This window comes from Lentzea sp. HUAS12, from assembly GCF_024125735.1.
GTDB classification, from domain to species: Bacteria; Actinomycetota; Actinomycetes; order Mycobacteriales; family Pseudonocardiaceae; genus Lentzea; species Lentzea albida.
This window is the reverse complement of sequence record NZ_CP099738.1, coordinates 2142680-2169446: the sequence shown is the minus strand read 5'-3', so window position 1 is coordinate 2169446 and position 26767 is coordinate 2142680. Positions and strand designations below refer to the sequence as shown.

General features: G+C 71.1%; 22 protein-coding genes and 1 pseudogene. 12 read left to right on the top strand and 11 right to left on the bottom strand.

Translation table 11 applies throughout. The features are described 5' to 3' along the window. Positions 1–12 precede the first annotated feature (12 nt). The gene (locus tag ND450_RS09330) at positions 13–642 is read left to right on the top strand and encodes a methyltransferase (protein WP_253325740.1); all 630 of its coding nucleotides are present in this window, start codon (positions 13–15) and stop codon (positions 640–642) included. A 15-nt stretch (positions 643–657) separates the two neighbouring features. On the opposite strand, the gene ND450_RS09325 is transcribed toward ND450_RS09330, so the two are convergent. After that, positions 658–1407: a ZIP family metal transporter gene (locus ND450_RS09325; protein ID WP_253325739.1), complete on the bottom strand. Its 750-nt coding sequence runs from the start codon at positions 1405–1407 to the stop codon at positions 658–660. Positions 1408–1498: 91 nt separating this feature from the next. Between ND450_RS09325 and ND450_RS09320 the strand changes: the two genes are divergently transcribed. Beyond that, on the top strand, positions 1499–2443 hold the full coding sequence (locus tag ND450_RS09320; RefSeq protein WP_253325738.1) for a YafY family protein: 945 nt from the start codon (positions 1499–1501) through the stop codon (positions 2441–2443). Positions 2444–2445: 2 nt separating this feature from the next. Beyond that, complete coding sequence (locus ND450_RS09315; protein ID WP_253325737.1) at positions 2446–2712, top strand: hypothetical protein; 267 nt, start codon at positions 2446–2448, stop codon at positions 2710–2712. Here the strand turns inward: ND450_RS09315 and ND450_RS09310 are convergent. Both ND450_RS09310 and ND450_RS09305 read right to left on the bottom strand, forming a co-directional pair. Next, complete coding sequence (locus tag ND450_RS09310; protein ID WP_253325736.1) at positions 2660–3811, bottom strand: hypothetical protein; 1152 nt, start codon at positions 3809–3811, stop codon at positions 2660–2662. The two genes, ND450_RS09315 and ND450_RS09310, sit on opposite strands and share 53 nt — an antisense overlap. After that, positions 3729–5535 (bottom strand): annotated as a pseudogene (locus tag ND450_RS09305) (NACHT domain-containing NTPase). The gene ND450_RS09310 and the pseudogene ND450_RS09305 overlap by 83 nt, the downstream one beginning before the upstream one ends. A 307-nt stretch (positions 5536–5842) precedes the next feature. Between ND450_RS09305 and ND450_RS09300 the strand changes: the two are divergent. Further along, positions 5843–6709: an SDR family NAD(P)-dependent oxidoreductase gene (locus ND450_RS09300; RefSeq protein WP_253325734.1), complete on the top strand. Its 867-nt coding sequence runs from the start codon at positions 5843–5845 to the stop codon at positions 6707–6709. A 10-nt stretch (positions 6710–6719) separates the two neighbouring features. After that, on the top strand, positions 6720–7280 hold the full coding sequence (locus ND450_RS09295; RefSeq protein WP_253325733.1) for a TetR/AcrR family transcriptional regulator: 561 nt from the start codon (positions 6720–6722) through the stop codon (positions 7278–7280). Positions 7281–7297: 17 nt separating this feature from the next. Here the strand turns inward: ND450_RS09295 and ND450_RS09290 are convergent, their stop codons facing one another. Together ND450_RS09290 and ND450_RS09285 are read right to left on the bottom strand one after the other, a co-directional pair. Then, positions 7298–8086: an LLM class flavin-dependent oxidoreductase gene (locus tag ND450_RS09290; protein ID WP_253325732.1), complete on the bottom strand. Its 789-nt coding sequence runs from the start codon at positions 8084–8086 to the stop codon at positions 7298–7300. Between the two features lie 75 nt (positions 8087–8161). Further along, on the bottom strand, positions 8162–8656 hold the full coding sequence (locus ND450_RS09285; protein WP_253325731.1) for a DinB family protein: 495 nt from the start codon (positions 8654–8656) through the stop codon (positions 8162–8164). A gap of 586 nt (positions 8657–9242) precedes the next feature. Between ND450_RS09285 and ND450_RS09280 the strand changes: the two genes are divergently transcribed. From ND450_RS09280 to ND450_RS09260, 5 genes are all read left to right on the top strand, one after another. Then, the gene (locus ND450_RS09280) at positions 9243–10220 is read left to right on the top strand and encodes a tyrosine-type recombinase/integrase (protein WP_089920709.1); all 978 of its coding nucleotides are present in this window, start codon (positions 9243–9245) and stop codon (positions 10218–10220) included. A gap of 129 nt (positions 10221–10349) precedes the next feature. Then, positions 10350–11174 (top strand): Ku protein, encoded by an 825-nt coding sequence (locus ND450_RS09275; RefSeq protein ID WP_089920711.1) that lies wholly within the window; start codon positions 10350–10352, stop codon positions 11172–11174. Continuing rightward, entirely contained in the window at positions 11175–12617 is a 1443-nt protein-coding gene (gene ligD, locus ND450_RS09270) for a non-homologous end-joining DNA ligase (RefSeq protein WP_253325730.1), read from the top strand. It abuts the gene before it with no gap. After that, positions 12607–13491 carry a non-homologous end-joining DNA ligase gene (ligD, locus tag ND450_RS09265; protein ID WP_253325729.1) on the top strand — a complete coding sequence of 295 codons (885 nt, stop codon included), beginning with the start codon at positions 12607–12609 and terminating at the stop codon, positions 13489–13491. Before ligD (ND450_RS09270) ends, ligD (ND450_RS09265) begins: the two co-directional genes overlap by 11 nt. 33 nt (positions 13492–13524) lie before the next feature. Continuing rightward, a complete protein-coding gene (locus tag ND450_RS09260; protein WP_253325728.1) occupies positions 13525–14562 on the top strand; it encodes a GrpB family protein in 1038 nt (345 codons plus the stop codon). Here the strand turns inward: ND450_RS09260 and ND450_RS09255 are convergent. Beyond that, the gene (locus ND450_RS09255) at positions 14540–15511 is read right to left on the bottom strand and encodes a GlxA family transcriptional regulator (protein ID WP_253325727.1); all 972 of its coding nucleotides are present in this window, start codon (positions 15509–15511) and stop codon (positions 14540–14542) included. The two genes, ND450_RS09260 and ND450_RS09255, sit on opposite strands and share 23 nt — an antisense overlap. A gap of 53 nt (positions 15512–15564) precedes the next feature. On the opposite strand from ND450_RS09255, the gene ND450_RS09250 reads away from it, so the two are divergent. Next, complete coding sequence (locus tag ND450_RS09250; protein ID WP_253325726.1) at positions 15565–15942, top strand: cupin domain-containing protein; 378 nt, start codon at positions 15565–15567, stop codon at positions 15940–15942. 54 nt (positions 15943–15996) lie between these two features. Here ND450_RS09250 and ND450_RS09245 read toward each other — a convergent pair whose 3' ends face one another. Continuing rightward, entirely contained in the window at positions 15997–18114 is a 2118-nt protein-coding gene (locus tag ND450_RS09245; RefSeq protein ID WP_253325725.1) for a choice-of-anchor P family protein, read from the bottom strand. Positions 18115–18276: 162 nt separating this feature from the next. Here ND450_RS09245 and ND450_RS09240 point away from each other — a divergent pair, with 162 nt between their 5' ends. Continuing rightward, positions 18277–21000: a BTAD domain-containing putative transcriptional regulator gene (locus tag ND450_RS09240; protein WP_253325724.1), complete on the top strand. Its 2724-nt coding sequence runs from the start codon at positions 18277–18279 to the stop codon at positions 20998–21000. A 685-nt stretch (positions 21001–21685) separates the two neighbouring features. Here the strand turns inward: ND450_RS09240 and nikE are convergent. Genes nikE through ND450_RS09220 form a run of 4 tightly spaced genes read right to left on the bottom strand, consistent with a single transcriptional unit; the run spans position 21686 to position 26686 of the window. Then, positions 21686–23209, bottom strand: a complete 1524-nt coding sequence (gene nikE, locus ND450_RS09235) for an ABC transporter ATP-binding protein (RefSeq protein ID WP_253325723.1) — start codon at positions 23207–23209, stop codon at positions 21686–21688. 4 nt (positions 23210–23213) lie between these two features. After that, entirely contained in the window at positions 23214–24068 is an 855-nt protein-coding gene (locus tag ND450_RS09230) for an ABC transporter permease (protein ID WP_253325722.1), read from the bottom strand. Further along, the gene (locus tag ND450_RS09225; RefSeq protein ID WP_256557474.1) at positions 24065–25015 is read right to left on the bottom strand and encodes an ABC transporter permease; all 951 of its coding nucleotides are present in this window, start codon (positions 25013–25015) and stop codon (positions 24065–24067) included. Before ND450_RS09225 ends, ND450_RS09230 begins: the two co-directional genes overlap by 4 nt. After that, a complete protein-coding gene (locus ND450_RS09220; RefSeq protein ID WP_253325721.1) occupies positions 25016–26686 on the bottom strand; it encodes an ABC transporter substrate-binding protein in 1671 nt (556 codons plus the stop codon). Positions 26687–26767: the final 81 nt, after the last annotated feature.

Sequence of the window (26767 nt, the reverse complement as noted above, 5' to 3'; positions counted from 1 at the left end):
GGCTTCTCCGTCATGTCCGCGCCCACGCTCACCGACTTCGTGCTCGCCCACACGACGCTGACGCCCGTGCCGCTGGTGTCGGAGGTGTCGCTGCACAGCGCGGCCGAGGCGATGGACCTGTGGGAGCTCACCCGCCACGACCAGCCGCCGTTCTGGGCGTTCCCGTGGGCCGGCGGGCAGGCCCTGGCACGGCACCTGCTCGACAACGCGGGCCTGGTGCGCCACAAGAAGGTGTTCGACCTGGCGTCCGGCTCCGGTCTCGTCGCGATCGCCGCCGCACTGGCGGGCGCGGACTTGGTGACGGCCAACGACATCGACCCGCTCGCCCTGACCGCCGTGGGGCTCAACGCCGCGGCCAACGGCGTCACCGTCGCCACGCTCGGCGGCGACCAGCTCGGCAGCGACGCCCACGGCGCCGACGTCGTGCTGGCGGGAGACGTGTTCTACGACGGCGAGATCACCGCGCTCGTGCTGCCGTTCCTGGCCAGGGCCGCCGCACGGGGCGCGCTGGTGCTGCTCGGCGACCCCGACCGCGCGCACCTGCCGGCCGGCCGGTTCACGGCGCTGGCCCGCTACGAGGTGCCGGTGCCGCTGACGCTGGAGAGCACCGAGACCCGCGGCGCCACGGTCTGGCGCGCCTAGCGCCGCGGCACACTGCTAGCCGAGGCGTTCCACCACGAACGCCGTCAGGAACCCCGCCGTCGTGCACAGGCCCGTGTAGAGGTGGGCGCGGTCGAACGCCTCGGGGATCATCGTGTCCGCGACCATCGCCAGGATCGCCCCCGCCGCCACCGCCGTGATCACCGCGACGAGCTGCGGCGAGGCGCCGTCGAGCAGCAGGTTGCCCAGTGCTGCCGACACCCCGCTCGCCACCGCGATCACACCCCACACCCCGAACACGTACCTCGGCCCGCGCCCCGCCTGCTTCATGCCCGCGACGCTGGAGAGCCCCTCCGGCACGTTCGAGATGACCACCGCCGCGAGCATCGCCACGCCGACGCCGCCACCGCCGAGCAACGACACGCCCAGCACCACCGACTCCGGCACGCCGTCGAGCAGCGCGCCGACCGCGATCGCCGTGCCGCTGCCGGACTGCTCGGACTCCGTCGGCTGATTCGCGCTGCGCTTGCGGTGCCGCGCGCCGTGCCGGGCGAGCAGGACGTTGGCCAGCACGTACGCCACCGCGCCGCCCAGGAACCCGGCCGCGGTCGCGAGCAGCCCGCCGGTCCTCTCCGCCTCGTCCACCAGCTCGAACGACGCCGCCGCGATCAGCACCCCGGCACTGAACGCCATCACCACCGCGACCACGTCCCGCGGCACCCGCACGAACCAGGCGACGAGCGCCCCCACCACGAGCGCGCCGCCGCCCGCCAGTCCCCAGACACCCGCTTCGACCCACTGTGGCATGCCCCCGGATGACCTGGATCTTGCTCGCGTACACCTGACCGCGGCTCACCACCGGGCGTTGGGGACAAGAGCTGTCCTAAAGTGTGGGTCCATGTTGGAGACCTCGGCCCGGCTGCTGCGCCTGCTCGCCCTGCTGCAGTCCCGCCGCGACTGGCAGGGCAGCGAACTCGCCGACGAACTGCGGATCAGCCCCCGCACCGTCCGCCGCGACGTCGACCGGCTGCGCGAGCTCGGCTACCCGGTCAACGCCACCACCGGCACGTTCGGCGGCTACCGCCTCGGCGCCGGCGCCGAACTCCCGCCCCTGCTCCTCGACGACAACGAGGCCGTCGCCGTCGCCGCGGCCCTGCGCACCAACGCCGTCACCGGCCTCGAAGAGGTCTCCCTGCGGGCGCTGCTCAAGCTCGAACAGGTCCTGCCCTCCCGGCTGCGCCACCGCGTCTCCGCCCTCGAACAGGTCGAGTCCGTGCCGCGCGACACGCCGGCACCGGCCCTGGACCCCGAACTCCTCTCGACCCTCGCCGCCGCCTGCCGCGACAGCGACACCCTCCGCTTCGACTACAGCTCCCACGACGGCGTCCCCACCCGCCGCCGCGTCGAACCCCACCGCCTCGTCAACTGGGGCCGCCGCTGGTACCTCGTCGCCTGGGACGCCGACAAGCAGGACTGGCGCAGCTTCCGCGTCGACCGCATCACCCCGCCCCAGCCCCCGCACGGCCCCCGCTTCACCCCGCGCGACTTCGACGCCACCACCTACGTCGCCGCCCGCGCCAGCCAGGCCGCCTGGCGCGTGCAGGCCCGCGTCCTCGTCCACGCGCCGGCCGACGTCGTCGCCGCCCGCATCAACGCCTCCATCGGCACCGTCGAAGCCGTCGACGACACCACCTGCGTCTTCGTGACCGGCTCCGACTCCGTCGAGACCCTCGCCGTCTGGGTGGGCATGCTCGGCCTCGACTTTGAGGTCACCTCACCACCCGAGCTCGTGGCACACGTTCGCTCTCTTGCGGCGCGCTACGCCCGAGCCGTACAAGACTGAGCATGGCCATCACCGGACGGGACATCGAGCGCCTGCTCTACACCGACACGCCCGACCCGATCCTGGTCGTGCACAACGGCTCGCCGGAGATCGTGGCGGCCGCGGAGCTGGGACGGCGGCCCGGTGCCGTCGTGGTGTGCTCGCGCAGCGAGCTGTTGCGGCGGGTGGGGGAGAGGGACCTGACCGAGGGGGAGCTGGCGGCACTGGCCGCCGAGCTCACCAGCTCGACTCGAGACCCAGCTCCTCCGCCGCCCGCCTGGCCCGCGTGAGCAGATCCGGCCGCAGCCCCCGCAGGTCCCTGTGGGCGAGGAACGCCGCGAGCAGGCCTTGGTCCACCCCGAGATCGCGGAGCCGCAGCAGCGCTTCCAGCTCCTGCGCCGCGTCCTCGGAGCGCCCCGTCACCGGGTACAGCTCCAGCAACGAGGCGTCGTCGCCGCCCGTGCCCAGCCTCGCGAAGAGCTCGCGCCGGAACACCACCTGACCGCTGTCGGCCTCCCGCAACCTGCGCAGCGCCGGGACGCACCTGCCGACCGGGGTCGCCATCAGGCCGACCAGCGCCGCCGTGACCTCGATGCCGTGCTGCGACACCAGCGGCGTCACCGCGTCCCGCAACGTCATCGCGACCTCGTCCAACGTCACGTACGGCTCCGCCATGAGCAACCACTCGGGACCGGTCTCGCGCTCCCGGCTGTTCAGGCACACCGAGAAGTGCCGGGCCGCATCGCGCTCCACCCACAACCACAGCACCACACCCGCCCACTCGCTCGACGGCAGCCGCGACTTCCAGAACAGCGTGAGCCGACGCCAGCCGTCCACGCCCAGCCCCAGCTGGTCCGAATAGCACCTCCCGCGCAACACCAGCGCCAGCACCACCAGGTTCAGGGAGTACTTCGCGTCCCGCACGGAGTCCGTCAACCGCACCGGCGTGTACGCACCGCGGGAGGCCCGTGACTCGTCGCGCCAGAAGAACAGCCGCGTCACCAGGTCGCACAGCCCGTCGCGGTCGGCGCCCTCCGCGAACCCCCTGAGGAAGTCCAGCACCGGCTTGCTCGACGTCAGCGCCGCGAACGACAGCACCGCGTACAGGTCGGTGTCGTCGACCACGGCCTTGCGCCGGGACCGCGCCTCGTCCTCGCGGCGCAGCTCCACCAGCCTGTTCCACACCAGCCGCGCCACCAGGTACTCGCCGAACGTCGCGTGCAGGAACTCGTAGGTCCGCAGCGTGGTGCGATCCTCCCGGACCGCCTCCGTGCGCTGCACGAAGAAGAAACGCCCCAGCACCGTCTCACCGGCCGTCAGGGGAGTGCGCGTGCCCTGCTGCCGCTGCGGCGAATGGACGTCGAGCAGCTGCACCAGATCCGCGGTCACGTCGTGCTCGGCCACCCACTGCACGCCGCGGGTGAACATCGCGAGCGCCACCACCGACAACCGGTCCAGCTCGAACTCGACATCCCGCGCGAGATCGGCCCCGCTCCGGTCGGGCCCCGGACTTGGCGACCTCGCGCTCCGCGAACCGGGCCAGCAACCGCCCGTACAGCTGACCCCGGCTCAGCCCGAGGTGATCGCGCTGGAACGAGCTGTCGAGCGCGTCGTACAACGCCAGCATCACCAGCAGCAGCGGCTGGCACGCGAGGTCCAGGTACCTCAGCACCGTCTCCGCCGGCAGGGGGCGGTTGACCGCGTTCCACACCCGCAGCCAGTCCCGCACCTGGCCCTCGTCGAACGGCGTCAACCGCACCACGTGCGTGCCGTCGGGCAGCGCCAGACCCGCACACGCGCTCAACCGGCTCGTCACCACGAACACCGCCGGCCTGCCCATGTCCTCGAGACGCCGCTGGAACTCGGCGATCGCCGTCAGGTACCGGGTCTGGTGCACCCCGGTCGCCTGCAGCAACTCGTCGAACCCGTCCAGCACCACCACCGGCAGCGCGCCGCCGGTGGTGCGGCAGAACTCCGCCCAGCTCACCTGCTCGTGCAGCAGCGCGCGCAGCCCGTGCTCGACCTGCTCCTCCAGCGTGCAGCCCGCCGGAGCGCACCGCAGCTCCACCCGCACCACCGCGAAGTCCGACGCGGGCAACCGCGCCGCCACCACCTCCGTGAACACCGACTTGCCCGACCCGGGATCACCCAGCACCAGCAGGGGAGCGGTCACGGCCTCCGGCGAGGTCAGGTAACCGGCCAGGTAGGCGTGCAGGTCGTCACGGACCGGCACGTCGTCCCACCACGCGAGCAGCGACGGCGCGGCCGCCCGCTCGGGGCCGATCACCACCTGGAACCGCGGATCGACGTACGCCTCGGCCAGACTCGGGATGCGCACCCCCTCCGGCACGTCCGCCGACGGCACCAGAGCACGCCGCAACGCACCCCGGTAGGCACCCGCCAGCTCGGCCAGCCGCACCTCGGGCGTCAGATCGGTCGTGGTCTCCCGGAGCACCTCCTCCAACCGGCCCAGCGCCCGCCGCGTCGACCGGCCGTCCTCGACGGCGCACCAGAACCCGACCTCGGGGTAGTCCGCCGCCAGCTGCCCGAGCAGCTCCTGGTACCGCTCGAGCGCCCGCACCGGGGTGTCCACCGCCGCCGCGCGCTGCACCCGGCCGCGCTCGGTCTCGTCGAGCTCGTCCCACTCCGCGAGGCACGTCAACGCCCTGCCCAGCGAGTCACCGAGCGACCGGTAGACCTCGCCGAGCGCCCGCAGGTTCTCCTCCACCGGACGTCCCACCGAGGGCAGCGGCAGGCCCAGGTCCCACGGGCCGGAGTCGACGTCGACCAGGTGGCGGTCCCGCTCGTCGAGCCTCATCCTGACCCGCTGCTCGTCGAAGGCCTCGAAGAACGCGGTCATCACCAGCACGGCGTGCGCGGCGTGCAGCTGCTGGGTGCGGGTGTACCGGCTCACACCCCGGCGCTTCGCCGACAGCTTCGTCAGCAGCTCGTTGCTCAGCCGCACGAAGTCCGGCTTGGCGTCGAACAGGTCCAGCACGTGCCACAGCCCCAGCGAACCCGCCACCCAGGAGCCTGTCCATGGCGGCGACGACAGGGTGGTCGCGACCTCCGAGGATCTTGACGGCCTCGTGGTAGCTGTAGGTCCTGCGCACCCGGAATGTTTACCGGACCCCGGGCTCGACCAGCCGGGGAACAACACCAACAGACCAGTCGTGACCGTGCGCGCTTCGCCCACGCGCAGGTCACCGGAGACCGTGCCACCGCGTCCAACGACTTCTCACCGAAGCTGCCGGTGTCCAGGTCCGCCGACACCGTGCGCGGTCACGCTGGACCGCTCGGCCACCACCGCGCGACCGCACCACCCTCCGCCCGTACCGGTCCATGAAACGGATAGGTCATCCGAATGTGTGCTAACGTCGGCCACAACAAGCGGATGATCTATCCGGATCGAGGAGTGGCATGACCCCCACAGCAGTCATCACCGCCGGCACCGGCGGCATCGGACTCCACACCGCCCTCGCACTCGCCCAAGCCGGCTACGCCGTCACCGTCGTCGGCCGCAACCCCGAACGCGGCGCCAACGCCGTCCACGCCATCAACACCAGGGGAGGGGAGACCGCCCGCTTCCTGCAGGCCGACCTCTCCTCACTCGACGAAGTACGCACCCTCGGCGCCCGCATCGCAGCCGAAGGAGAACTCACCGTCCTCGTCAACAACGTCGGCGCCATGTTCGCCGACCACACCCACATCAACGGCGTCGAAGGCTCCTTCCTCGTCAACCACCTCTCGCCCTACCTGCTCACCGAAACACTGCTCCCCGTCATCACCGGCCGCGTCGTCAACGTGACCTCCAAAGCCGTCGTCGTCGCCAAGACGACTTTCGACCAGGTCGAACCACCCGGCGCCTACTACTCTTTCCACTGGTACGGACGCGCCAAGCTCGCGAACCTCGCCTACACCCTCGACCTCGCCCACCGGCAGACCGCCGTCCCCGTCCTCGCCGCCGACCCCGGCGCCGCCGCCACCGACATGACCAACGGCACCCTCACCGACCCCGAAGTCGTCTCACCCGCCCTGCGACTCGCCTGGCCGTTCGTCCGCCGCACCTTCGAACGATCCACCTCCGGCCCCGCCTCCCTCGCCGCCCGCTCCTCGATCCGCGCCGCCACCGACGCCACCCTCACCACCGGCACCGTCCTCGGACCCGACACCACCCCCGTCACACCCCACCGCGCCGCCCGAGACCCCCGCGTCCACCAAGCCGTACGCCGCCACAGCGAGAGGCACGCACCACTCCACCGCATTCCGGATGGCGTATCCAATTAGGCTGGACACCATGACGCCGCAGCGAAAGGACGCCGCCCGCAACTGGGAGCACATCCTCACCGTCGCCCGCGAACTCGTCGACGAAGGCACCCCGCTGCAACTCAACGACGTCGCCAAACGCGCAGGCCTCGGCGTCGGCACCGTCTACCGCCACTTCCCGACCCCCGAAGCACTCCTCGAAACCGTCGCCACCCCCTGCCTCGAAACCCTCGCCGCCCAAGGCGAACAAGCACTCACCCACGACGACCCCTGGACCGCCTTCGCCGACTGCCTCACCCGCCTCGTCGAAGGCCAGGTCACCGACCCCGCACTCGCCAAGGTCGCCGCCTCAGCACAGGACGTCCTGCCCCGCACCGCCGAACTCAAGCAGCAGATCCTCGCCACCGGCGCCAAACTCCTCGACCGCGCCCGCGCGGCCGGAGCCATCCACCCCGACATCGACAACGCCGACCTCGTCCCCCTCATGTGCGGCATCTCCTACGCCACCTACGTCCACAGCACCGACACCGACGACCGGCTCACCGCCGCCCGCCGCTACGTCGACACCCTGCTCCGAGGCCTACGCGCCTGAACGCAGGCCCACGCGCCTCAACGCAGGGGACCGGCCGCCACGAACGACCGCAACTCCTCCCACCCCCGCGCGCCGCCGTCGGTCAACATCCACGTCACACCCGCGGCCTCGTACTCCGCCACCTCCACCGGTAACACCGGCCCACCCCACAGCACGACATCACCGCCCTCAGGCCCACCCGACGCCACGAAATCCGCCTTCAACCGCGCCGCGTCAGCAGGGGAGAGCACCACCAGCCCCTCCGGCCCGAACGTCGCCGGCACCACCCCCGCCGCGTGCTCCGCCGCACGGAACGGCACCGACCGCGGCCACGCACCCCCCACCCAGACCGGCACGTCGACCGGCGCGAACCGCACCCCCGACACCTCGAACACCGAACCCCGGTGCTCCACCTCCGCACCCGACAACAACGCCCGCACCAGACCCACCCCCTCCGACATCGCCTCCGCACGCGACACCCGCTCGCCGAAGGGGGAGAAGTCCTGCGGCACCCCCGCACCCACCCCCAGCACCAGCCGCCCACCCGACAACCGCTGCAACGTCGACGCCTCCAACGCCACCTTCCACGGACGCCGCCGCCCCAACGACGTCACCAACGGCCCCAGCCGCACCCTCGACGTCCGCGCCGCCACCGCCCCCAACGTCACCCACACGTCCGCCACCACCGGCTCACCCGGCACCACCACGTGGTCCCACAGGAAGAACCCGTCCCACCCCGCCGCCTCCGCCTCCACGGCGAGCGACACCAGCACGGACGGATCACCGAACGACGGACCGAAACCGGGCACGTAGATCGCGTATCGCATGCACCGAGTGTCGCAACCACCCCCGACAAGATCATCCACAAGCGCCTGAACAGCCAAAACAGGGGAGTAGAGGAGTCAGCGACCCTCGCCCACCGCACCGTCCAACTGCTCCCGCAGGATGTCCGCGTGCCCGGCATGCCGCGCCGTCTCCGTCACCACGTGCACCAAGACGTTGAACAACATCACGTCCGGACGCGGCCACCACGGCACATGCCCAGCAGCGTCCACCGCAAGCGAAGAGATCGTCGCGTCCGAATGCGCCCACGCGCGCCGATAACGAGCAACGACGTCCTCACGCGACTCCGACTCGTCCGCCCGCATGTCCGAACCCCGCGCCGCCAAGTCGTCCCACCGCGGCATCGGCTCGGGAAACGGCCGCCCGAACACCTCGCCGAAGTACCGGGACTCCGTCAGCGTCAGGTGCTTCACCAGCCCCAGCAAGTTCGTCCCGGACGCCACCAGCGGGCGTCGCACCTCGGCCTCGGACAAACCGTCGAGCTTCCACACCAGCACCTCCCGCAACTCACGCAGGTCACCGTGCAGGTAGTCCTTCGCGAACTCATCGATCATGACCGCAGAGCATGACAGCGCGGCCACACCGGCCTCTAACGCCACGGTGACGAAAGACGGAGAGGGACAGCGGCGAACAGGGGCGCCGGACCGCGGCCGGCCACGAGCCCGCCGTCGGCGAACGCCAGGAGAATCCGTCTGGACGAACCGCCGCGCGACGCGGCACGGCCGACGGCTGTCACGCAACGGCCGCGGGGTGGTCGAGGGGCGCCGGGAGAGTCCTGTCAGCGGGCCGGGATCCACGTTACTTGACATAATGTAGATTATCGGCGAAACGGCGACCTGCGAAGATCGCTTCAGAAGGGGCCGAAAACGCCGTGTTGGCGCGTCTGCAAGCCGCACCCGGCGGGCAGGCCGGCCCGCTTGCAGACGCCCACAACATCAGATCCACGGCGATGCCGGAGCGCGGTCGACATCGACGTGTCGTCAGTGAGGACGTACGTGGCGGGGCGCCATTACGCTCACGATCCCCGACAAGTGACGCCACCTGGTCCAGCAGCTTCGTCCGGCCGTCAGCAATCCGACGAAACGGACATTTCATGCATAATCGCCATTATCCAGCACGGAACACAGAATTGTCGGTGCTGTGCGGTACAAGATCCATATGCACGTGCTCGCCGCCCAGGACGCCTTCTTCCTCGCCCGCCGGACTCGCAAGGACTCGCCGCACACCACGGCCGCCTACCAGCGAGATCTCGCCGGCGTGAACACACTCCTGGCCGAGACCCTCTCCTCCCCCGTCGAGGACCTCACGATCGGGCACCTCACCGGGGCGAATCTCCGTCAGGCTTTCGGGTTGTTCGCGGACACCCACGCGAAGAGCTCGGTGCTGCGGGCCTGGTCCACCTGGAACCAGTTCCTGACGTTCTGCGTGGCCGAGGACCTGATCGCCGGTAACCCGATGGGCGCGGTCGCCCGGCCGAAGACTCCTCCCCTGGTCCCGAAGCCGCTGCGCGGTGAGGACACGCCGGAGCAGCTGCTCACGGCGGCGGCGGAAGGTGCGCGCAAGGGGCGTGACCCGTGGCCGGAGCGGGACGTGCTGGTGATCGCGCTGGGGCTGGTCGCGGGTCTGCGGAGTGCGGAGATGCGGACGCTGACGTTGTCGAGCATCGTCGGGCGTGAGGGTGACAGCCGGTTGCACGTGAAGGGCAAGGGCAACCGGGACCGGAGCGTGCCGATCGAGCCGCCGATGGAGCGGATCGTGCAGGCGTACCTGAAGAGCTGCCGGCAGCGGTTCCCGCAGGGCCGGTTCGACCGGGACAGCGCGTTGTTGCGGGATCGGCACGGTGAGCCGATCGGGCGGGGTGGGCTGGAGTACCTGGTGAAGTCGTGTTTCCGGTGGGCGGGGTTGCACGACCGGGTGCCGACGGGGGCGAACCTGCACGCGTTGCGGCACACGTTCGCGACGCGGCTGGCGGAGGACGGTGCGTCGGCGAGCGAGATCATGGCGTTGCTGGGGCACGCGAGTCTGGCGACGAGTCAGAACTACATCGAGGCGACGGCGCGGGAGCGGCGGGCGGCGGTGGCGAGCAACAGGACGTATCGGGCGCTCAAGGACATCTAGCGGTGCTCGACTGTGGTGCGGGACGCTCGGTGGCAGGACGATTGCCGGGGGTCGCTCAGTTGCCGGATCGTTAGGCCACTCGGGTGACCTGAGAGTGCGAAAACCGCATTTCAGGGGTACCCAATGAGAATGAGATCCGTGTGGCGTGGGGCCATCTCCTTCGGGTTGGTGACGATCGCCGTGCGCCTCTACACGGCTGTCGAGGAGCACGACTTCCGTTTCAACCAGGTGCACCGGGCGGATGGCGGGCGCATCAAGTACAAGCGCGTGTGTTCGGTGTGCGGTGAAGAGGTGGAGTACGGCGACATCACCAAGGGCTACGAGTTGGACGACGGCCGGATGGTGATCATGGAGAACGAGGACTTCGAGAAGTTGCCGGTGAAGACCGACAAGTCGATCGACGTCCTGGAGTTCGTGCCGGCGGAGGAGATCGATCCGATCTACTTCCAGAAGACGTATTACCTGGAGCCGGACAAGGCGGCGGCGCGTCCGTACGTGTTGTTGCGGGATGCGCTGGTGAAGACGGGTCAGCTGGCGGTCGTGAAGATCACGATCCGGCAGAAGGAGACGCTGGCGACGATCCGGGCGCGGGATGACGTGCTGGTGATGCACACGATGTTGTGGCCGGATGAGATCCGGAAGGCGGAGTTCGACTTCCTGGACCAGGACGTGGAGGTGCGTCCGCAGGAGTTGAAGATGGCGACGTCGTTGGTGGAGTCGATGGCGGGTGACTTCGATCCGGACACGTTCACCGACGACTACCGGGACGCGCTGGAAAAGGTGATCGCGGCGAAGGCGGAGGGTGCGGAGTTGCCCGAGCAGCCGGAGGCCGAGGACAAAGGTGACGTCATCGATCTGATGACGGCGCTGGAGCGCAGTGTGGAGAAGGCGAAGGCCGGTCGGAAGGGCGCGGAGAAGAAGGCGGCGCCGAAGAAGAAGGCCTCGTCGGCGTAGATGGCCGGGCTCGACGAGTACCGGCGCAGGCGGGATCCGGCGAGGACGCCGGAGCCCGTGCCGAGTTCTGAGGATCTCCCGCGGGGCGATGACGACACGTTCGTGATCCAGGAGCATCACGCGAGCAGCCTGCATTGGGATGTGCGGTTGGAGCGTGGTGGTGTGCTGGTGTCGTGGGCGGTGCCGAAGGGGTTGCCGCCGACGACTGATGTCGTGAGGCTCGCGGTGCACACGGAGGACCATCCGCTGGAGTACGCGGAGTTCTCCGGTGAGATCCCGAAGGGTGAGTACGGCGGCGGTGAGATGTTCATCTGGGACCGCGGCCGGTACGAGACGGTGAAGTGGTCGGACCGCGAGGTCGACGTGGTGTTGCACGGGCAGCGTGCGCGGGGTCAGTTCGTGTTCTTCCGGTCGGGGCGGGACGGGAAGAACTGGATGGTGAAGCGGCGGCATGCGCCGGCGCGTCCGGACTGGGAGGCGTTGCCGGAGCTGGTGAAGCCGATGCTGGCGGTGCCGGGTCCTCTCCCCCAGGACGATGATGATCTGTGGGCTTATGAGTTCAAGTGGGACGGTGTGCGGGCGGTCCTGCGGGTGGAGGGTGGCCGGGTGCAGGCGTGGTCGCGTCTGGGCAACGACATCACGGTGGCGTATCCGGAGTTGCAGGGTGTCGGTGAGCAGCTGGGGTCGACGGAGGCTCTGCTTGACGGGGAGATCGTGGCGCTGCAGAACGGGCGGCCGAGTTTCAGCGCGTTGCAGAACCGGATGCACGTGACGAAGTCGGAGGCGGCGCGCAGGGCTGCGCGTCAGTATCCGGTCACGTTGTTGTTGTTCGACCTGTTGCACCTGGATGGCACGTCGACGATGGGGCTGCCTTTCCGGCAGCGTCGTGAGCTGCTGCGGGAGCTCGAGCTGAAGGGGCCGAGCTGGCTGACTCCCCCGTCGTACGACGAGGACGGGGCGGCGGTGTTGTCGGCGAGCCGGGAGCAGGGGTTGGAGGGTGTGGTCGCGAAGCGGCTGGATTCGCCGTATCAGCCGGGGGTGCGGTCGCCGGTGTGGCGCAAGATCACCGATCTGATGGCGCAGGAGGTGGTGATCGGGGGCTGGCGGATGGGTGAAGGCAAGCGTGCGGGGGTGATCGGCGCGTTGTTGCTGGGTATTCCGCAGGACGGCGGGCTGGCGTTCGCGGGGTCGGTGGGCACGGGGTTCAACGACGCGGAGCTGGCGGTGCTGACGCCGCGGTTGGAGGCGTTGGCGCGGGCGCGGTCGCCGTTCGTGACGGAGATGCCGCGGGAGCGGTCGAAGGGCGCGAAGTGGGTCGAGCCGGAGTTGGTGGCCGAGGTGGTGTTCCGGCAGTGGACGCCGGACGGGCGGATGCGGTTTCCGGCGTGGCGTGGTTTGCGGCCGGACAAGTCGCCTGAGGAGGTGCGCCGGGTTGAGCAGTGACACCCCGAAAGAAGTGGCGGTGCGGGTCGAGGGCCGGACGGTGAAGCTGACGAACCTGGAGAAGGTGTTGTATCCGGGGTTCGGGTTCACCAAGGGTGAGGTGATCGACTACTACACGCGGATCGCTCCGGTGCTGCTCCCCCATCTCAAGGATCGTCCGGTGACGCTGAAGCGCTTTCCGAACGGTGTCGACGGGAAGTGGTTCTTCGAGAAGAACGCGCCGGAGCACCGTCCGGAGTGGGTGCGGACGATGCGGCTGGAGTCGCCGGGCAGCACGAAGGGCAACGAGACGGTCAACTACGTGATGGTGGACGAGTTGGCGACGTTGGTGTGGCTTGCGAACTTGGCGGCGTTGGAGTTGCACGTGCCGCAGTGGACGGTGGGGCCGCGTGGGGGCAAGCGGGATCCGGATCTGCTGGTGTTCGACCTGGATCCGGGGGCGCCGGCGACGGTGGTGGAGTGTGCGCGGGTGGCGCAGTTGATCCGGGTGGTGCTGGACGACGACGGGGTGGACTGCTGGGCGAAGACGTCGGGGAACAAGGGGATGCAGGTGTACGCGTACGCGCCGGCGAAGGACACGTCGGAGTACGCGAAGGTGGTGGCGCAGCGGTTGGCGCGGGAGCAGCCGGGGTTGATCGTGTCGACGATGGCGAAGGCGCAGCGCAGCGGGAAGGTGTTCATCGACTGGTCGCAGAACAACACGGCGAAGACGACGGTGGCTCCGTATTCGTTGCGGGCTCGGGAGCGGCCGGCGGTGTCGACGCCGGTGACGTGGGACGAGGTCGAGGAGTGCGAGGTCGTGGAGGACCTGGTGTTCACGGCGGACGAGGTGCTGGAGCGGGTCGAGAGCGCGGGTGACCTGTTCGGGAGTTGATATTCTGGCCGACTGCCTACGAGGGGGTCTGCTGTGAACATCGAGCTCGCCGAGTACGACGACGCGTGGCCGGGTCTGTACGAGAGGGAACGGGCGCGGGTCGTGGCCGCGTTGCCGGGTGCGGTGCTGGAGCACGTGGGGTCGACGTCGGTGCCGGGGTTGTGTGCGAAGCCGGTGGTGGATCTGCTGCTGGTGGTGGACGAGCCGCTGGTCGAGGGGTCGTACGTGCCGGCGTTGGAGGCGGCGGGGTACCGGGTGGTGGTGCGGGAGGACGAGTGGCACGAGCACCGGGTTCTCAAGGGTCCGGACACCAATGTGAACCTGCACGTGTTCCCGCGTGGGTGTGCGCAGGTGCGCAGGCATGTGATTTTTCGGGACTGGTTGCGTTCCAACGCTGAGGACCGGGAGTTGTACGCGTCGGCGAAGCGGGAGCTGGCGGCGCGGCCGTGGGATCGTGTGCAGGACTACGCGGTGGCGAAGAACGCTGTGGTGCTGGAGATCCTGGAGCGGGCGTATTCGGCGTGGCGGTTGCCGTCGGACGACGTGGAGTTCGTGACGGAGGACCCGCCGCACAACGCGCCGGTGGCGCTGGCGGAGTACGACCCGGCGTGGCCCGATTGGTACGCGGTGGAGGAGGCGAAGATCCGGGGTGCGCTGGGGTCGGGGATCGTGCGGCTGGAGCACGTGGGGTCGACGTCGGTGCCGGGGCTGGCCGCCAAGCCGCTGATCGACATCTTGCTGGTGGTGCCGGACTCGAACGATGAGGACGCTTATGTGCCGGCATTGGTGGAGGCGGGTTATTACCTGCGGTTGCGGGAGCACGGCTGGTACGAGCACCGGTTGCTCAAGGGTGTGTCGCCGAACGTGAACCTGCACGTGTTCTCCCCCAGGTGCGAGGAGGTGGACCGGATGCTGGCGTTCCGCGACCGGCTGCGGACCCACGACGCGGATCGGCTGGAGTACGAGCGGACGAAGCGGGAGCTGGCGGGGCGGACGTGGGCGCGGGTGCAGGACTACGCGGATGCGAAGACGCGGGTGGTGGAGCGGATCATCCTGCGGGCGCTGGGCTGAAGCGGCGGCGGTAGTCGGACGGGGTGAGGCCGGTCTGGCGGCGCATCAGCGCGCGGAGGTTGGCGGCGGTGCCGAGGCCGGTGCGGCGGGCGACGACGTCGAAGCGCCTCTCCCCCAGTTCGATGAGCCGGCAGGCGAGGGTGACGCGTTCGCCGGTGAGCCATGCGAGGGGTGTGGTGCCGAGTTGGTGCTGGAAGCGGCGGTGCAGGGTCGCGGGGCTCACGGCGGCGCGGGTGGCGAGGTCTGCGACGGTGAGGGGTGTGTCGAGGTGGTGTTGTGCCCAGGCGAGGACGGGGGCGAGTGACTCGTCGCGCAGGTCGGGTACGGGGCGTTCGACGAACTGGCGCTGGCCGCCGTCGCGGTGGGCGGCGAAGACGAGGCGGCGGCTGACGGAGGCGGCGATCTCGGCGCCGTGGTCGCGGCGGACGAGGTGCAGGCCGAGGTCGAGGGCGGCGGCGCTTCCGGCGGAGGTGAGGATGTCGCCGTCGTCGACGAACAGGACGTCGGGTTCGAGGAGCACCTGGGGGAAGCAGGTGCGGAACTCGTCGGCCCATTGCCAGTGGGCGGTGGCGCGGCGGCCGTCGAGGATTCCTGCCTCGGCGAGGGTGAAGGCGCCGCTGCAGAACCCGACGAGTCGTGCTCCGCGTCGGTGGGCCGCGCGGATGGCGTCGAGGACTTCGGGGCGGCGGGGTGTCTCGACGTCGGGGCGGTTGGGGACGATGAGGGTGTCGGCGTGTTCGGTGGCGTGCAGGCCGGTGACTCCGGTGAGGGTGAAGAAGCCGTCGCGCATGGGTGTGGCGGGTTCGGGGGCGCAGAGGCGGAAGTCGTAGAGGTGGCCGCCGAGTTCGGGGCGGTGCAGGCCGAAGATCTCGGTGGCGCAGCCGAGTTCGAACGGGTTGGAGTTCTCGTCGACGATGACGACCACGCGGTGCGAGGATTCTTGCGGCATGTGCGATTCCTAGCACTCACGCCGGGGTGGTGTCACCCGCCAGGCTTTTCGGCATGAACCCCATCGCCCTGGACGACGCCCTGGCCTCGTTCGACGCCCTGTGGAGCCCTCGGATCGTCACCCACGTCAACGACTACGACGTGCGCGTGTCGAAGGTGGAGGGTGAGTACGTGTGGCACGTGCACGACGACACCGACGAGTTCTTCCTCGTGCTGGACGGTGAGCTGCACATCGCGCTGCGGGATCCGGACCGCACGGTGGTCCTCGGCAAGGGCGATGTGTTCACCGTGCCGCGCGGGATGTTCCACAAGCCGTCGGCGCCGCACGGCGCGAAGCTGCTGCTGTTCGAGCCCACGGGGACGCTGACCGTGGGTGATCGGCACGACGAGGTCCCGGCGCACGTGGACGCGACGACCGGGCACGCGTTGTGACGCTGGGGAGGTAGCGCGGGCCTCCCCAGCGTCACCGTGCGCTGATCAGCGGGGTCAGCCCAGGCGGCAGGCCGACAGGACGATCTCCTGGCCGAGCAGCGTGCGGACGCGGACGGCGTTCTGGATCAGCTGGCCGTTCGGTCCGGTCGCGGTCTCGTTGAGGTGCACGGTCGCCACGCCGGGAATGCCGACGGTGGCGGGTCCGGTGCCGATCGGCTGGCCGTTGAGCGTGCCGACCTTCGACGTGCCGGTGATGCCGTTGGCGTCACTGACGCACGTGGCCTCGATGGCGTTGAGCTTGATCGCCCCACCGAGCAGGGTGGCTCCCTCCACCCGTGCGCTGGCCACGGTCGCTCCGGTGTCGGCGTTGAGGGTGCAGTCGGCGTGCAGGGCGTTCACCGAGGCGAGGCCCGCCACGGTGACGGTGGCGACGGTCTTGTCCTCGTTGGGCGGGCATTGGGCGTGCGGGGTCTTCGCGACCGTGACCAGACCGGTCGCGTTGAGCGCCCACGCCTCACCGCGCAGGTAGACGACGACCTTGACGACCGCGGTGGCGGAGGCGCCGTCGTCGTCGGTCACGCGCACGAGCACGTTGTGCGGGCCCAGAGCGGTGAACGTGCGGGAGGCGGTGCAGGTGCCGGAGCCCGCGCCCTGGGCGACGGTGCCGTTCACGACCGGGCTGCCGTCGTCGAAGTTCAGAGTGCAGGTGTGCTTGTCGTTGGTGGCGATGTCGGTGAACGGCGCGGTGAAGTTCACGGTCGTGCCGCGGGTGACGAGCGTCTTGTCGGCGGTGATGGTGACGGCCGGGGCGACGTTGGTCAGCGTCAGCGTGGTGGCCTGGGTGACGGGCGGGTTGAGGCCGTCGCCGGCGGTGAGCTTCAGTTCCCACACTCCGTCGTCGGTGCACCGGACGGTGGTGGTCTGGGCGGCGGCGTCACCGAACGAGCAGGTGGCGCCCGCGTCGACGCCGGACTGCGGGGTGGCGGTCCACGTGGTGCTCAGAGAGGGGCCGTCGGGGTCGGTGACGGTGCCGGCGAGGCCGACGTCGGTGCCTTCCTGGCCCGCGTACGGGCCGCCGGGGGCGACCACGGGCGGGGCGTTGACCTTGACGGTGACGCACTCGGTCACGTCACCGGCTCCGCCGCCGTCGGTGCCGCGCGCGGTGACGCAGAGCTGGTGGCTGCCGGGCGTGAGGGCCGGGGTGCCGACGGTGTAGTCGACGGTCGCGGGCCCGTCCTGCGGCAGGCCCGGCGTGATCGAGGTGATCGGGATGTCGGCGCCGCCGTCGACCTTCAGCGTGAGCTGGGTGAGCTTGGAGGCGATGACGCCGGGGACGACGTCGGGCAGCTGGGAGACGTCCGGGACCTCGGTGCAGGTGCCGCCGGTGGTCTGGGCGATCTTGCGCAGCGAGTCCGGGCCGATGTCGCAGCCGGAGCCGCTGGACACGGCGAAGGTGAAGATCTTGATGCCCGCGTTGACGGCCTGCTGCAGGGCGGCGTCGACGTTGCCGCTGCCGGCGCCGTCGGACAGGAACACCATGAGCTTGCGCTGCTGCGGCGCCGTGACCGCGGTCGCGAGGCCCGCGTCCAGGCCCGCGGCGAAGTTCGTGCCGGTGGGGACGCTGTAGTTCGTGAACAGGCCGACACCGCCGACGCGGGCGCTGACCATCGCCTCGACGACGTCGTTGGTGCCGTTGGCGTTGGCGTCCGATCCGGGGGCGACGGTCTTCTGCTCCCCCGCGGCCGGGCTGATGTCGACGGTCGCGCCGGACGAGCCGAACACGGCACCGCCGACGCTGCCGACGACGGTGTTCGGGACGGCGGCCTTCGCGTGCAGCGCCTTGACCGCGGCGACCTCGCAGTCGAGGACCCTGTCGGCCTGGCCGTCGCCGTTGACGTCACCGCCGCAGCCCGCGGCCACACCGGCCGCGGTGGAGCCGGACACGTCGACGACGTAGGTGAGCGCGGTGTCGACGACCGCGGCTCCGGTGCCGATGGAGGCCTTGCCGGTGACGGTGACCGGGCCCGGCAGGACGACGGCGTTGTCCGCCGGGCTCGTGATGGTCACCTCGATGCTGGTGCCGCCGGGCAGGGCGCCGGTGGCGGCGTGCGCAGGGATGGCGAGTGCCACGGTGGCCGCGAGCGCGGCGCCGACCGTGATGCTGGGTCTCATGGTTCTCCGCTCGAATTCCGTTTCGTCCCCGACCGAACGGAAGGAGACCGCACGTGGCCGGGCGGATACGGCGGGTCACCGGATTGCATCGATAGTCGACCTATTCGGCGCAGTCGCGATTCCGGCCTCGTGGGTGTGCGGACTCGGGGAGAATCAGGCCCTGTGAGGTTCGGGGTGCTCGGTCCGGTGCTGGTCGACGGCGTGGAGGTCGCGGCGCCGCGGCAGCGGGCATTGCTGGCGATGCTCGTGCTCGGCGCTGGTCGGATCGTGGGGCACGACCAGCTGATCGGCGGCTTGTACCCGCGGCCGCCGGCGGGTGCCGCGAATGCCCTGCAGTCGCAGGTCTCGCGGCTGCGCCGCACGGTCCCGGGCGTGGTGATCGAGCACCACCCAGGCGGGTACCGGCTCGTCGCCGAGGCCGCCGACGTCGATCACCTGTGGTGCGCGGAACTGCTGGGTGCCGGACGGGCCTGCGAGGCGCTGGCGTTGTGGCGCGGGCCCGCACTGGCCGATGTCGACGCGCCGTTCGTGCAGGTGGCGCGGCACACGCTGACAGAACTGCTCATCAACTGCGCACTTTCCGGCGGGACCACGAAAGACCTCCGCGACCTGCTTTCCGAGCATCCGCTGCGCGAGGACCTGCGGGCCGCGCTGGTGCGGTCGCTGCACCGCGACGGCCGGCAGGGCGAGGCGCTGGAGGTGTTCGCGCGCGGCCGGGAACTGCTGGCCGAGGAGCTCGGTGTCGACCCCTCCCTCGAGCTCGCGGCGGCGCACCTGGAGGTGCTGCGCGCGCAGGCGCCCCATCGGGGTGTGCCCGCACAGCTGACCAGCTTCGTCGGCCGCGACGAGGACCTGCGGCGCGTGGCGGAGTGGCTGCGGGAGAGCCGGCTGGTCACGCTCGTCGGCCCCGGTGGCACGGGCAAGACCCGGCTCGCCGTCGAGGTCGCGCACCGCGAGCCGGGCGAGGTCGCGTTCGTCGACCTCAGCGCCACCGCCGACGTCGTGCGGGCGTTGCTCGACGGGATCGGGGTGCGGGAGTCGGGGATGCTGGCGTCCGGCCCGGTCGGTGCCGGGCAACGGCTGCGGGCAGCACTCGCGTCCCGGCACGTGCTGCTGGTCGTGGACAACTGCGAGCACGTCATCGACGACGCCGCCCGCGTGCTCGGCGGCGTCCTCGCCGCCTGCCCGGACGTGCGGGTGCTCGCGACCAGCCGCGAGCCGCTCGGCATCACCGGCGAGACGCTGAGCCCCGTCACCGCCCTGGACGACGACGCCGCCACCCGGCTGTTCCTGGACCGCGCGCAGGCCGTGAAGCCCGGTTTCCACGCCGGCCACGAGGTGGTCGCCGAGGTGTGCCGGCGCCTGGACGGGATCGCGCTCGCCATCGAGCTCGCCGCCGCCCGCGTCCGCACCCTGCCCCTGGCGGAGATCACCGCGCGCCTGGACGACCGGTTCCGGTTGCTGTCGAAGGGAAGCCGCACCGCCGCGCCCCGCCACCGCACGCTGCACGCCGTCGTGGAGTGGAGCTGGGACCTGCTCACCGACGCCGAACGCGACCTCGCCGCCCGCTTCACCGTGTTCTCCGGCGGCGCCCGCCTCGACGCCGTCACCACCGTGTGCCAGTCCGATGTGGACACACTGACGTCGTTGGTGGACAAGTCACTCGTCGAGGTCGCCGACGACCGCTACCGGATGCTCGAGACCGTCCGCGCGTTCTGCGCCACCCACGCACCCGACCTGCGGCACGAGCACGCGCGCTGGTTCCTCGCACGGGCGCAGGAGGCCGAGCCGCACCTGCGCGCGGCCGACCAGATCGCCTGGCTCGACCGGCTCGCCGCCGATCACGACGACCTCGTCGCGGCCGTCACCTGGGCCACGACCCACGACCTCGGCCTCGCCCTGGAACTCGTCGCCGCCCTGGCCACCTACTACTGGTGCCGCGGCCTGCGCACCGAGGCCGCCCGGCTCGCCGACGCCGTCCTGCACGCGTGCGGTGAGACCCCGCCCGGAGGCCGTGAGCAGGAGTACGCGCTGTGCCTGCTGATCGCCTGGCCCGTCGCGACCGGCGACCAGAGCGCCCGCATCCACCAGGCCGACGCGCTGCTCGCGACGTTCGAGACCCCGCCGCGCTACCCGATCATGACCATGATGTGGGGCATGGCGCTCGGCGCCCCGGAGAACGACTCGCCGTTGTGGCACCACCGCACCCGGCTGCTGGGCGACGACCCGTGGAGCGCCGCGCTCGCCCTCGTCGGCGACGGCCTGGTCGCGCGCATGGGCGGCGATCCTGCGACCGGCAAGGCCATGCTGCGTGACGCCGCGGCCGCGTTCACGCGCATCGGTGACCGGTGGGGCGCCGCGCTCGCGTTCACCCAGCTCGGCGAGATCCTGCTGACCGAAGGCGACGCCACCGCCGCCCTGGAGCACGTCGAACGGGGCCGCGGCCTGCTCGCCGAGCTCGGCGCCACCGAGGACACCGCCGAGGCCGTCACCGCACGGGCCCAGGCGAAGGCCGCGGGAGGCGACCTGGACGGCGCGCGGGAGGACTTCGAGCTCGCGCTCACCCTGGCCCGGCGGTCCGGGGCGTTGGTCGTGCAGGCGGGCGCGCACCTCGGCCTCGCCGCGCTCGCCCGCGTCACCGGCGACCACCTCGCCGCCCGCGCCGAGTGCGACCGGGCCTGGGGCCTCACCCCCGGCGGCTGGTACGGGCCCGACGAGATGCGCTGCCACATCGCCCGCGAACGCGGCCGGATCGCGCAGGCCGAAGGAGACCTCGAGCAGGCCCGGCGGCACTTCGGCGAGGCGCTGCGCCGCGCCCGCGGGCAGCGCAACCGCGTAACTGAGACCGCCGTGCGCGCGGAACTCGCCGCCCTGCCCGTGACCTGACCCGCCGCCACCACAACCACGCCGGCAGCCGGTGGTGCGCGATGAACGTCCACAGGTCGTCCTCGGCCACCTCGTCCGGATGGCGGCGCAGCACGTCCAGGCACTCCCGCGACACCACGCCGTGGATGCGGGCCACGTGCGCCAGCGCCGTCGCGCCCTGGCGGCGGACCTCCAGGCGGTTGTGGTCCAGCGCCCGCGCCACCCGCCGCAACACGGGCACCGGGTCCGGGTGCGACAGCGCGAGGCCGATGACCGCCACCCCGACCATGTCCTCGCCGCGGTCGAACGCCGCGTCGAGGTCCTCGGGGCGGGCGATGCCCATCAGCGCGGCGTAGTCGTGCCAGTCCACGCCGAGACCGCGTTGCACCCGGTCCAGCAGGAACCGCTGCCGGCCGTCGGAGCGTTCACCGGTGCGGTCCAGGTCCGCGGCCAGGTAGCGCCACACCGCCGCGGTGTCGGCGCGCGAGGTCGAGGCCAGGATCCGGCACAGCTCCAGCACGTGCTCCGGATCGTCCGCCCTGGCCAGTTCGGCCAGCACACCGGGCGGGCGGCCCAGGTCGTGCCACGCCAGCCGGGCCAGCTCCGGCACGTCGCCGAGCGCGACCCAGCCGTCGGCTCCGCCCCGCCCTATCTCGGCAGGCGTCAGCGACGCCCGATAGCGGGCGTGTTCGATCGGGATCACGCTCTAGACCTGAGGCACCGCGCGCAGCAGGGCGCGCGTGTAGTCGTGCGACGGGGTGAGGAGGACTTGTTCGACCGGGCCTTGTTCCACGATTTTCCCCTGGTGCATCACCGCGACCCGGTCGGCGATCTGCCACGCCAGCCCTAGGTCGTGCGTGATGAGCAATGAAGCAAGGCCCAGTTCCGCGCGCAACCGGAGCAGCAGTGCCACGACCTCCCCGCGCACCGACGCGTCCAGGGAGGCGACGGGTTCGTCGGCCACCAGCAGACGGGGCTGCAGCACCAGCGCGCCGGCGATCACCACGCGCTGCTGCTGGCCCCCGGACAGCTCGTGCGGCAGGGCGTCGAGGTACAGGTTCGCCGGGCGCAGCTCCGCCCGTTCCACAGCGGCCGTGACCAGGGCTTCGTGGTCGCCGTCGACGCCGTGCACCCGCAGTCCCTCGGCGACCGCGTCGAACACCCGGTGGCGTGGGTTGAGCGCGCTGGAAGGATCTTGGAGCACGAGCTGCACCTGGCGGCGGAACGCCTTGAGCGCCCTGCCTCTGGTGGCCACCTCGGCCCCGTCGAAGATCACCCGACCGGAGGACGGCTTCCGCAGCCCCATTATGGTACGGGCCAGTGTCGTTTTGCCGGAGCCGGACTGCCCGACCAGCGCCACGATCTCGCCCCGCCCGATCGTCAGGTCCACCCCGTCCACGGCGCGCGTCCGGCCGTAGTCCACCACCAGGTCCCGGACCTGCAGCAGCGGCCGCGGTGCCGGCGCCGGCTCGGTCCAGCGGTGCTGCGGGGCGCCGATGACGGGGAACGCCGCCGTCAGCGCCGCGGTGTGCGGGTGCCGCGGGTTCGCGATCACCTCCCGGGCACGGCCGCGTTCGACCAGCTCACCGCCCTGCATCACCGCCAGGTCCTCACACGTCTGCGCGAGCACCGACAGGTCGTGGCTGATCATCAGCAGGCCCAGGTCCTGCTCGGCGACCAGGCGCGTCAGCACCGCCAGCACCTGCGCCTGCACCACCACGTCCAGCGCCGTCGTCGGCTCGTCCGCGATCACCAGCCGCGGCCCGCACGCCAGCGCCATCGCGATCATCACCCGCTGCTTCTGCCCGCCGGACAGCTCGTGCGGGTACGCGCGGGCCTTCTCCCGCGGCAGCTCCACCTGCTCCAGCAGCTCGGTGACGCTGCCGGGGGTGCCGTGCAGCCGCATCGGCTCCGCGATCTGCTCACCGACGCGCCGCACCGGGTTGAGCGAGTGCATCGCGCCCTGGAACACGATCGACGCCGACGCCCACCGCACCGCCCGCAGCCGGCCCCACGACATCGTCCGCACGTCCTCGCCGTCGAGCAGGACCTCGCCCTCGACGCGCGCGGTCCTGGGCAGCAACCGCAGCACCGACATCGCCACGGTCGACTTGCCCGACCCCGACTCACCGGCCAGCCCCAGCGTCTGACCGGGAGCGAGGGTGAGGCTCACGTCGTGCACGACGCGCTTGTGCCCGTAGTGGACGGTGAGGTTCTTCAACTCCAGCATGCGGCTACCTCTTCGGCGTCACAACGGCTTCGAGCGCCCGCCCGACGAGCGTGAACGCCAGCACCACGACCACGATCGCGAGCCCCGGCGGCAACAGGAACCACCACGCCCGCTGCGGCACCGCCCCGTGCAGCTGCGCCTGGTGCAGCATCGCGCCCCACGAGATCCGCGTCGGATCGCCCAGCCCGAGGAACGCGAGCGTCGACTCCGCCACGATCGCCGACGCCACCGCCAGGGTCGCGTTCACCAGCACCAGCGGCACCACCGACGGCAGCACGTGCCGGCCGATCACATGCGCGTGACCACCACCCAGCGCCCGTGCGCGTTCCACGAACGGCCTCGCCTCGATCGTCAGCGTCTGCGCCCGCACCATCCGCGCCGTCGACGGCCAGCTCGTCAGCCCGATCGCGAGGATGATCGTGCCCAGGCCGCGCGGCAGCACCGTCGACAACGCGATCGCCAGCACCAGCGCGGGCAGCACCAGGAAGAAGTCCGTCACTCGCAGCAACGCCCCCGCGAGCAGGCCCCCGAAATGACCGCTGACGACACCGACGAGCGTGCCGATGCCCACCGACAGCACCGCCGCCGTCAGCCCCACGAACAACGACGTGCCCGTGCCCTGCACCACCAGCAACGCCACCGAACGCCCGGTGTGGTCGGTGCCCAGCCAGTGCCCCGCGCCCGGCGGCTGCCACGCACCGGCCGTCACGCGGGTGACGTCCAGCGCGTCCGCGGGGACGAACAGCGGCGCGAGCAGCGACACGAGCGCGGCCACGGCCAGCACCACCGCACCCGCCACACCGGCCCGGTGCGCCAGGAACCCCGCCCGGCGTCCGCCGAGCCTCGAGAACACGCTCATACGACCTTCACCCGTGGATCCAGCACCCCGTGCAGCACGTCGGCCAGCAGGTTCATCACCACGACCGCGCCCGCCGTCACGACCAGCAACCCCTGCAGCAGGAAGTAGTCCGGCCCGGTCAGCGCGTCGTAGAACAACAACCCCAGACCCGGCCAGGAGAACACCGTCTCCGTCGTGATCGCCCCCGCCACCACCAGCCCGAACCGCAGGAACACCAGCGTGATCGCCGGCAGCACCGCGTTCGGCACGGCGTGGCGGCGGCGCACCAGGTCGTCGCGCAGCCCCTTCGCCCGCGCCGTCGTCAGGTACGGGGCGTGCATCTCCTCCAGCAACGACGACCGCATCACCAGCGCGTACTCCGCGCACACCACCGCCACCAGCGTGACCGACGGCAGCACCAGGTGGTGGCCGACGTCGAGGGCCTGCGACAGGAAGTCCGGTGCCGTGTCGGTGTCGCGCATGCCCCGCGACGGGAACAGGTCGCCGGTCACCATCATCAGCAGCATGCCGAGCCAGAACGTCGGCACCGCCCACAACGTCAGCGACACCCCCGTCGTCATCCGGTCGAACGCCGAGTCACGACGCCACGCCGCCCGCACCCCGAGCCACAGCCCCAGCAGCACCGCGATCAGCGTCGCCGTGCCGACCAGCAGCACCGTCGGCCCCAGCCGTTCCAGGATGACCTCGGAGACCGGGCGCCGGAACGTGAACGACGTCCCGAGATCGCCCTGCAGCAACGAGGTGAAGTAGCTCCAGAACTGCTCGTGCAGCGGACGGTCCAGGCCGAACTGCGCGCGCAGCTCGGCCTGCAACGCCTCGGTGGTCGGGCGGCCCCGCGTCATCGACACCACGGGATCGCCCGGCACCACCCGGAACAGGAAGAAGCCCAGCACCGCGACCATCAGCAGGCTGAGCGCGGCACCACCGATCCGACCGGCCAGGCGCACCTACTCGCGCTCCCCGGCCGTGGCGCTGCGCCGCCGCGCCATCCACACCACCACCAGCGCCAGGCCGCCGATCAGCACACCGCCGATCGCGAGCCCGGTCCACCGGCTGCCCTGCGCCTGCGCGGTGCGGTCGGCCGGTTCGGCGCCGTAGTAGCCCCACATGCCGTTCTGGGCCATGATCACGCCGCCCTGCGCGGGCTGGGTGGTGAAGCGGGCGAAGTGGTCGGACCGGTAGCCCTCCAGCGCGTTCTCGTACGCCAGCACCACCGCGGGCACCTGGTCGTAGAAGCGGGCCTGCATCTGCTTGACGATCTCGACGCGCTTGGCCTCGTCGAACTCCGAGAGCTGCTGGGCGTAGAGCCTGTCGTAGGTCTCGTCGCAGAAGTACGTGTCGGTCGTGCCGCCCTTGCCGTCCGCGCCCGGCCGCTGTGCGCACGTGTGCAGGCCCAGCACGAAGTCCGGGTCGATGTTGGTCGACCAGCCCGAGAACGCCAGGTCGTAGGTCGCGGCGGTGGTGGCCTCGTTGAGCTGGTTGTCCGACACCAGCCGTACGTCCAGGGCGATGCCGATGTCGCTCATCGACCGCTTCAGGTACTCGCTGGCCTGCTCGTCGTAGGCGCGTCCGGCGCGTCCGATCAGCCGCAGCCCGAACCGCGTGCCGTCGGCTCCGCGCGGGTGGCCGGCGGCGTCGAGTGCCGCGTTCGCCGCGGCCGGGTCGAACCTGCGCTCCGCCTCGCCCGGCTGCCAGTGCCACTTGCCGAACACCGGCGGCACCAGCCCGGCGCCCTTGACCGCGTAGCCGAGGTTGACCCGCTGGACCAGCGCGTCGAGGTCGATGGCCTGCGCGATCGCCCGGCGCACCGCGACGTCCTTGAGCTGCGGGGCGCCGTCGCCGATCGGCACGCCGGTGCGGGTCTGCGCGCCGGGGTTGATCATCAGCTCGGTGAAGCGGCGGCCCTGGGCCTTGTTGCGGGTGACGCCGGCCTTGCCCTCGAGCGAGTCGAACTGGGCGGGCGCCATCCGGTTGACCAGGTCGACCTCGCCCTTGCCCAGCGCCTGCACGGCGGCGTCGGAGTTCTGGAAGTACACGAAGTGCAGCTCGTCGTACTTCGGCGCGCCCCGCCAGTAGTTCTTGTTGGCCTTGAGCTTGATGAACTGCCCCGGCACGTGCTCGGTGAGCACGAACGGCCCGGAACCCACGACGGGCATCCGGTCGTTGGCGTAGTCCTTGATGCTGCCGGCCTTCTCCCACACGTGCCGGGGCACGATCGGGACGTCCAGCGCCAGCATCGTCACCTGCGGCGTCTTCGTCCTGATCACCACGGTCCGGTCGTCCGGCGCGGTGACGGACTCGAAGTTGGTGACGAAGCTGCCGTTCGCCGTGCGCGCGACCTCGTCGGTGAGCATCAGGTCGTAGGTGAACGCCACGTCGTGGGCGGTGATCGGCTGCCCGTCGGACCACTTCTTGCCGTCCGGGACGGTGAAGGTCCAGGTGAGCTTGTCGGGCGAGGGCTCCCACCTGTTCGCGATGCCCTCGGTCACCGACTGGTCCGCCGCGGCGTAGGCGGTCAGGTAGTCGTACATCAACCGGCCGATCTCGGTGCTCGACTGGAACACCGCGAGGAACGGGTTCAGCGAGTCGATCTGCTGCACGATCGCGACCTTCAGCACGACCGGCGCCTGTGCCGTTGCCGGAGGTGCCGCCAGCCCCATTGTCGTTGCAATTGCAAGCAACGCGCACAACTTCACCCG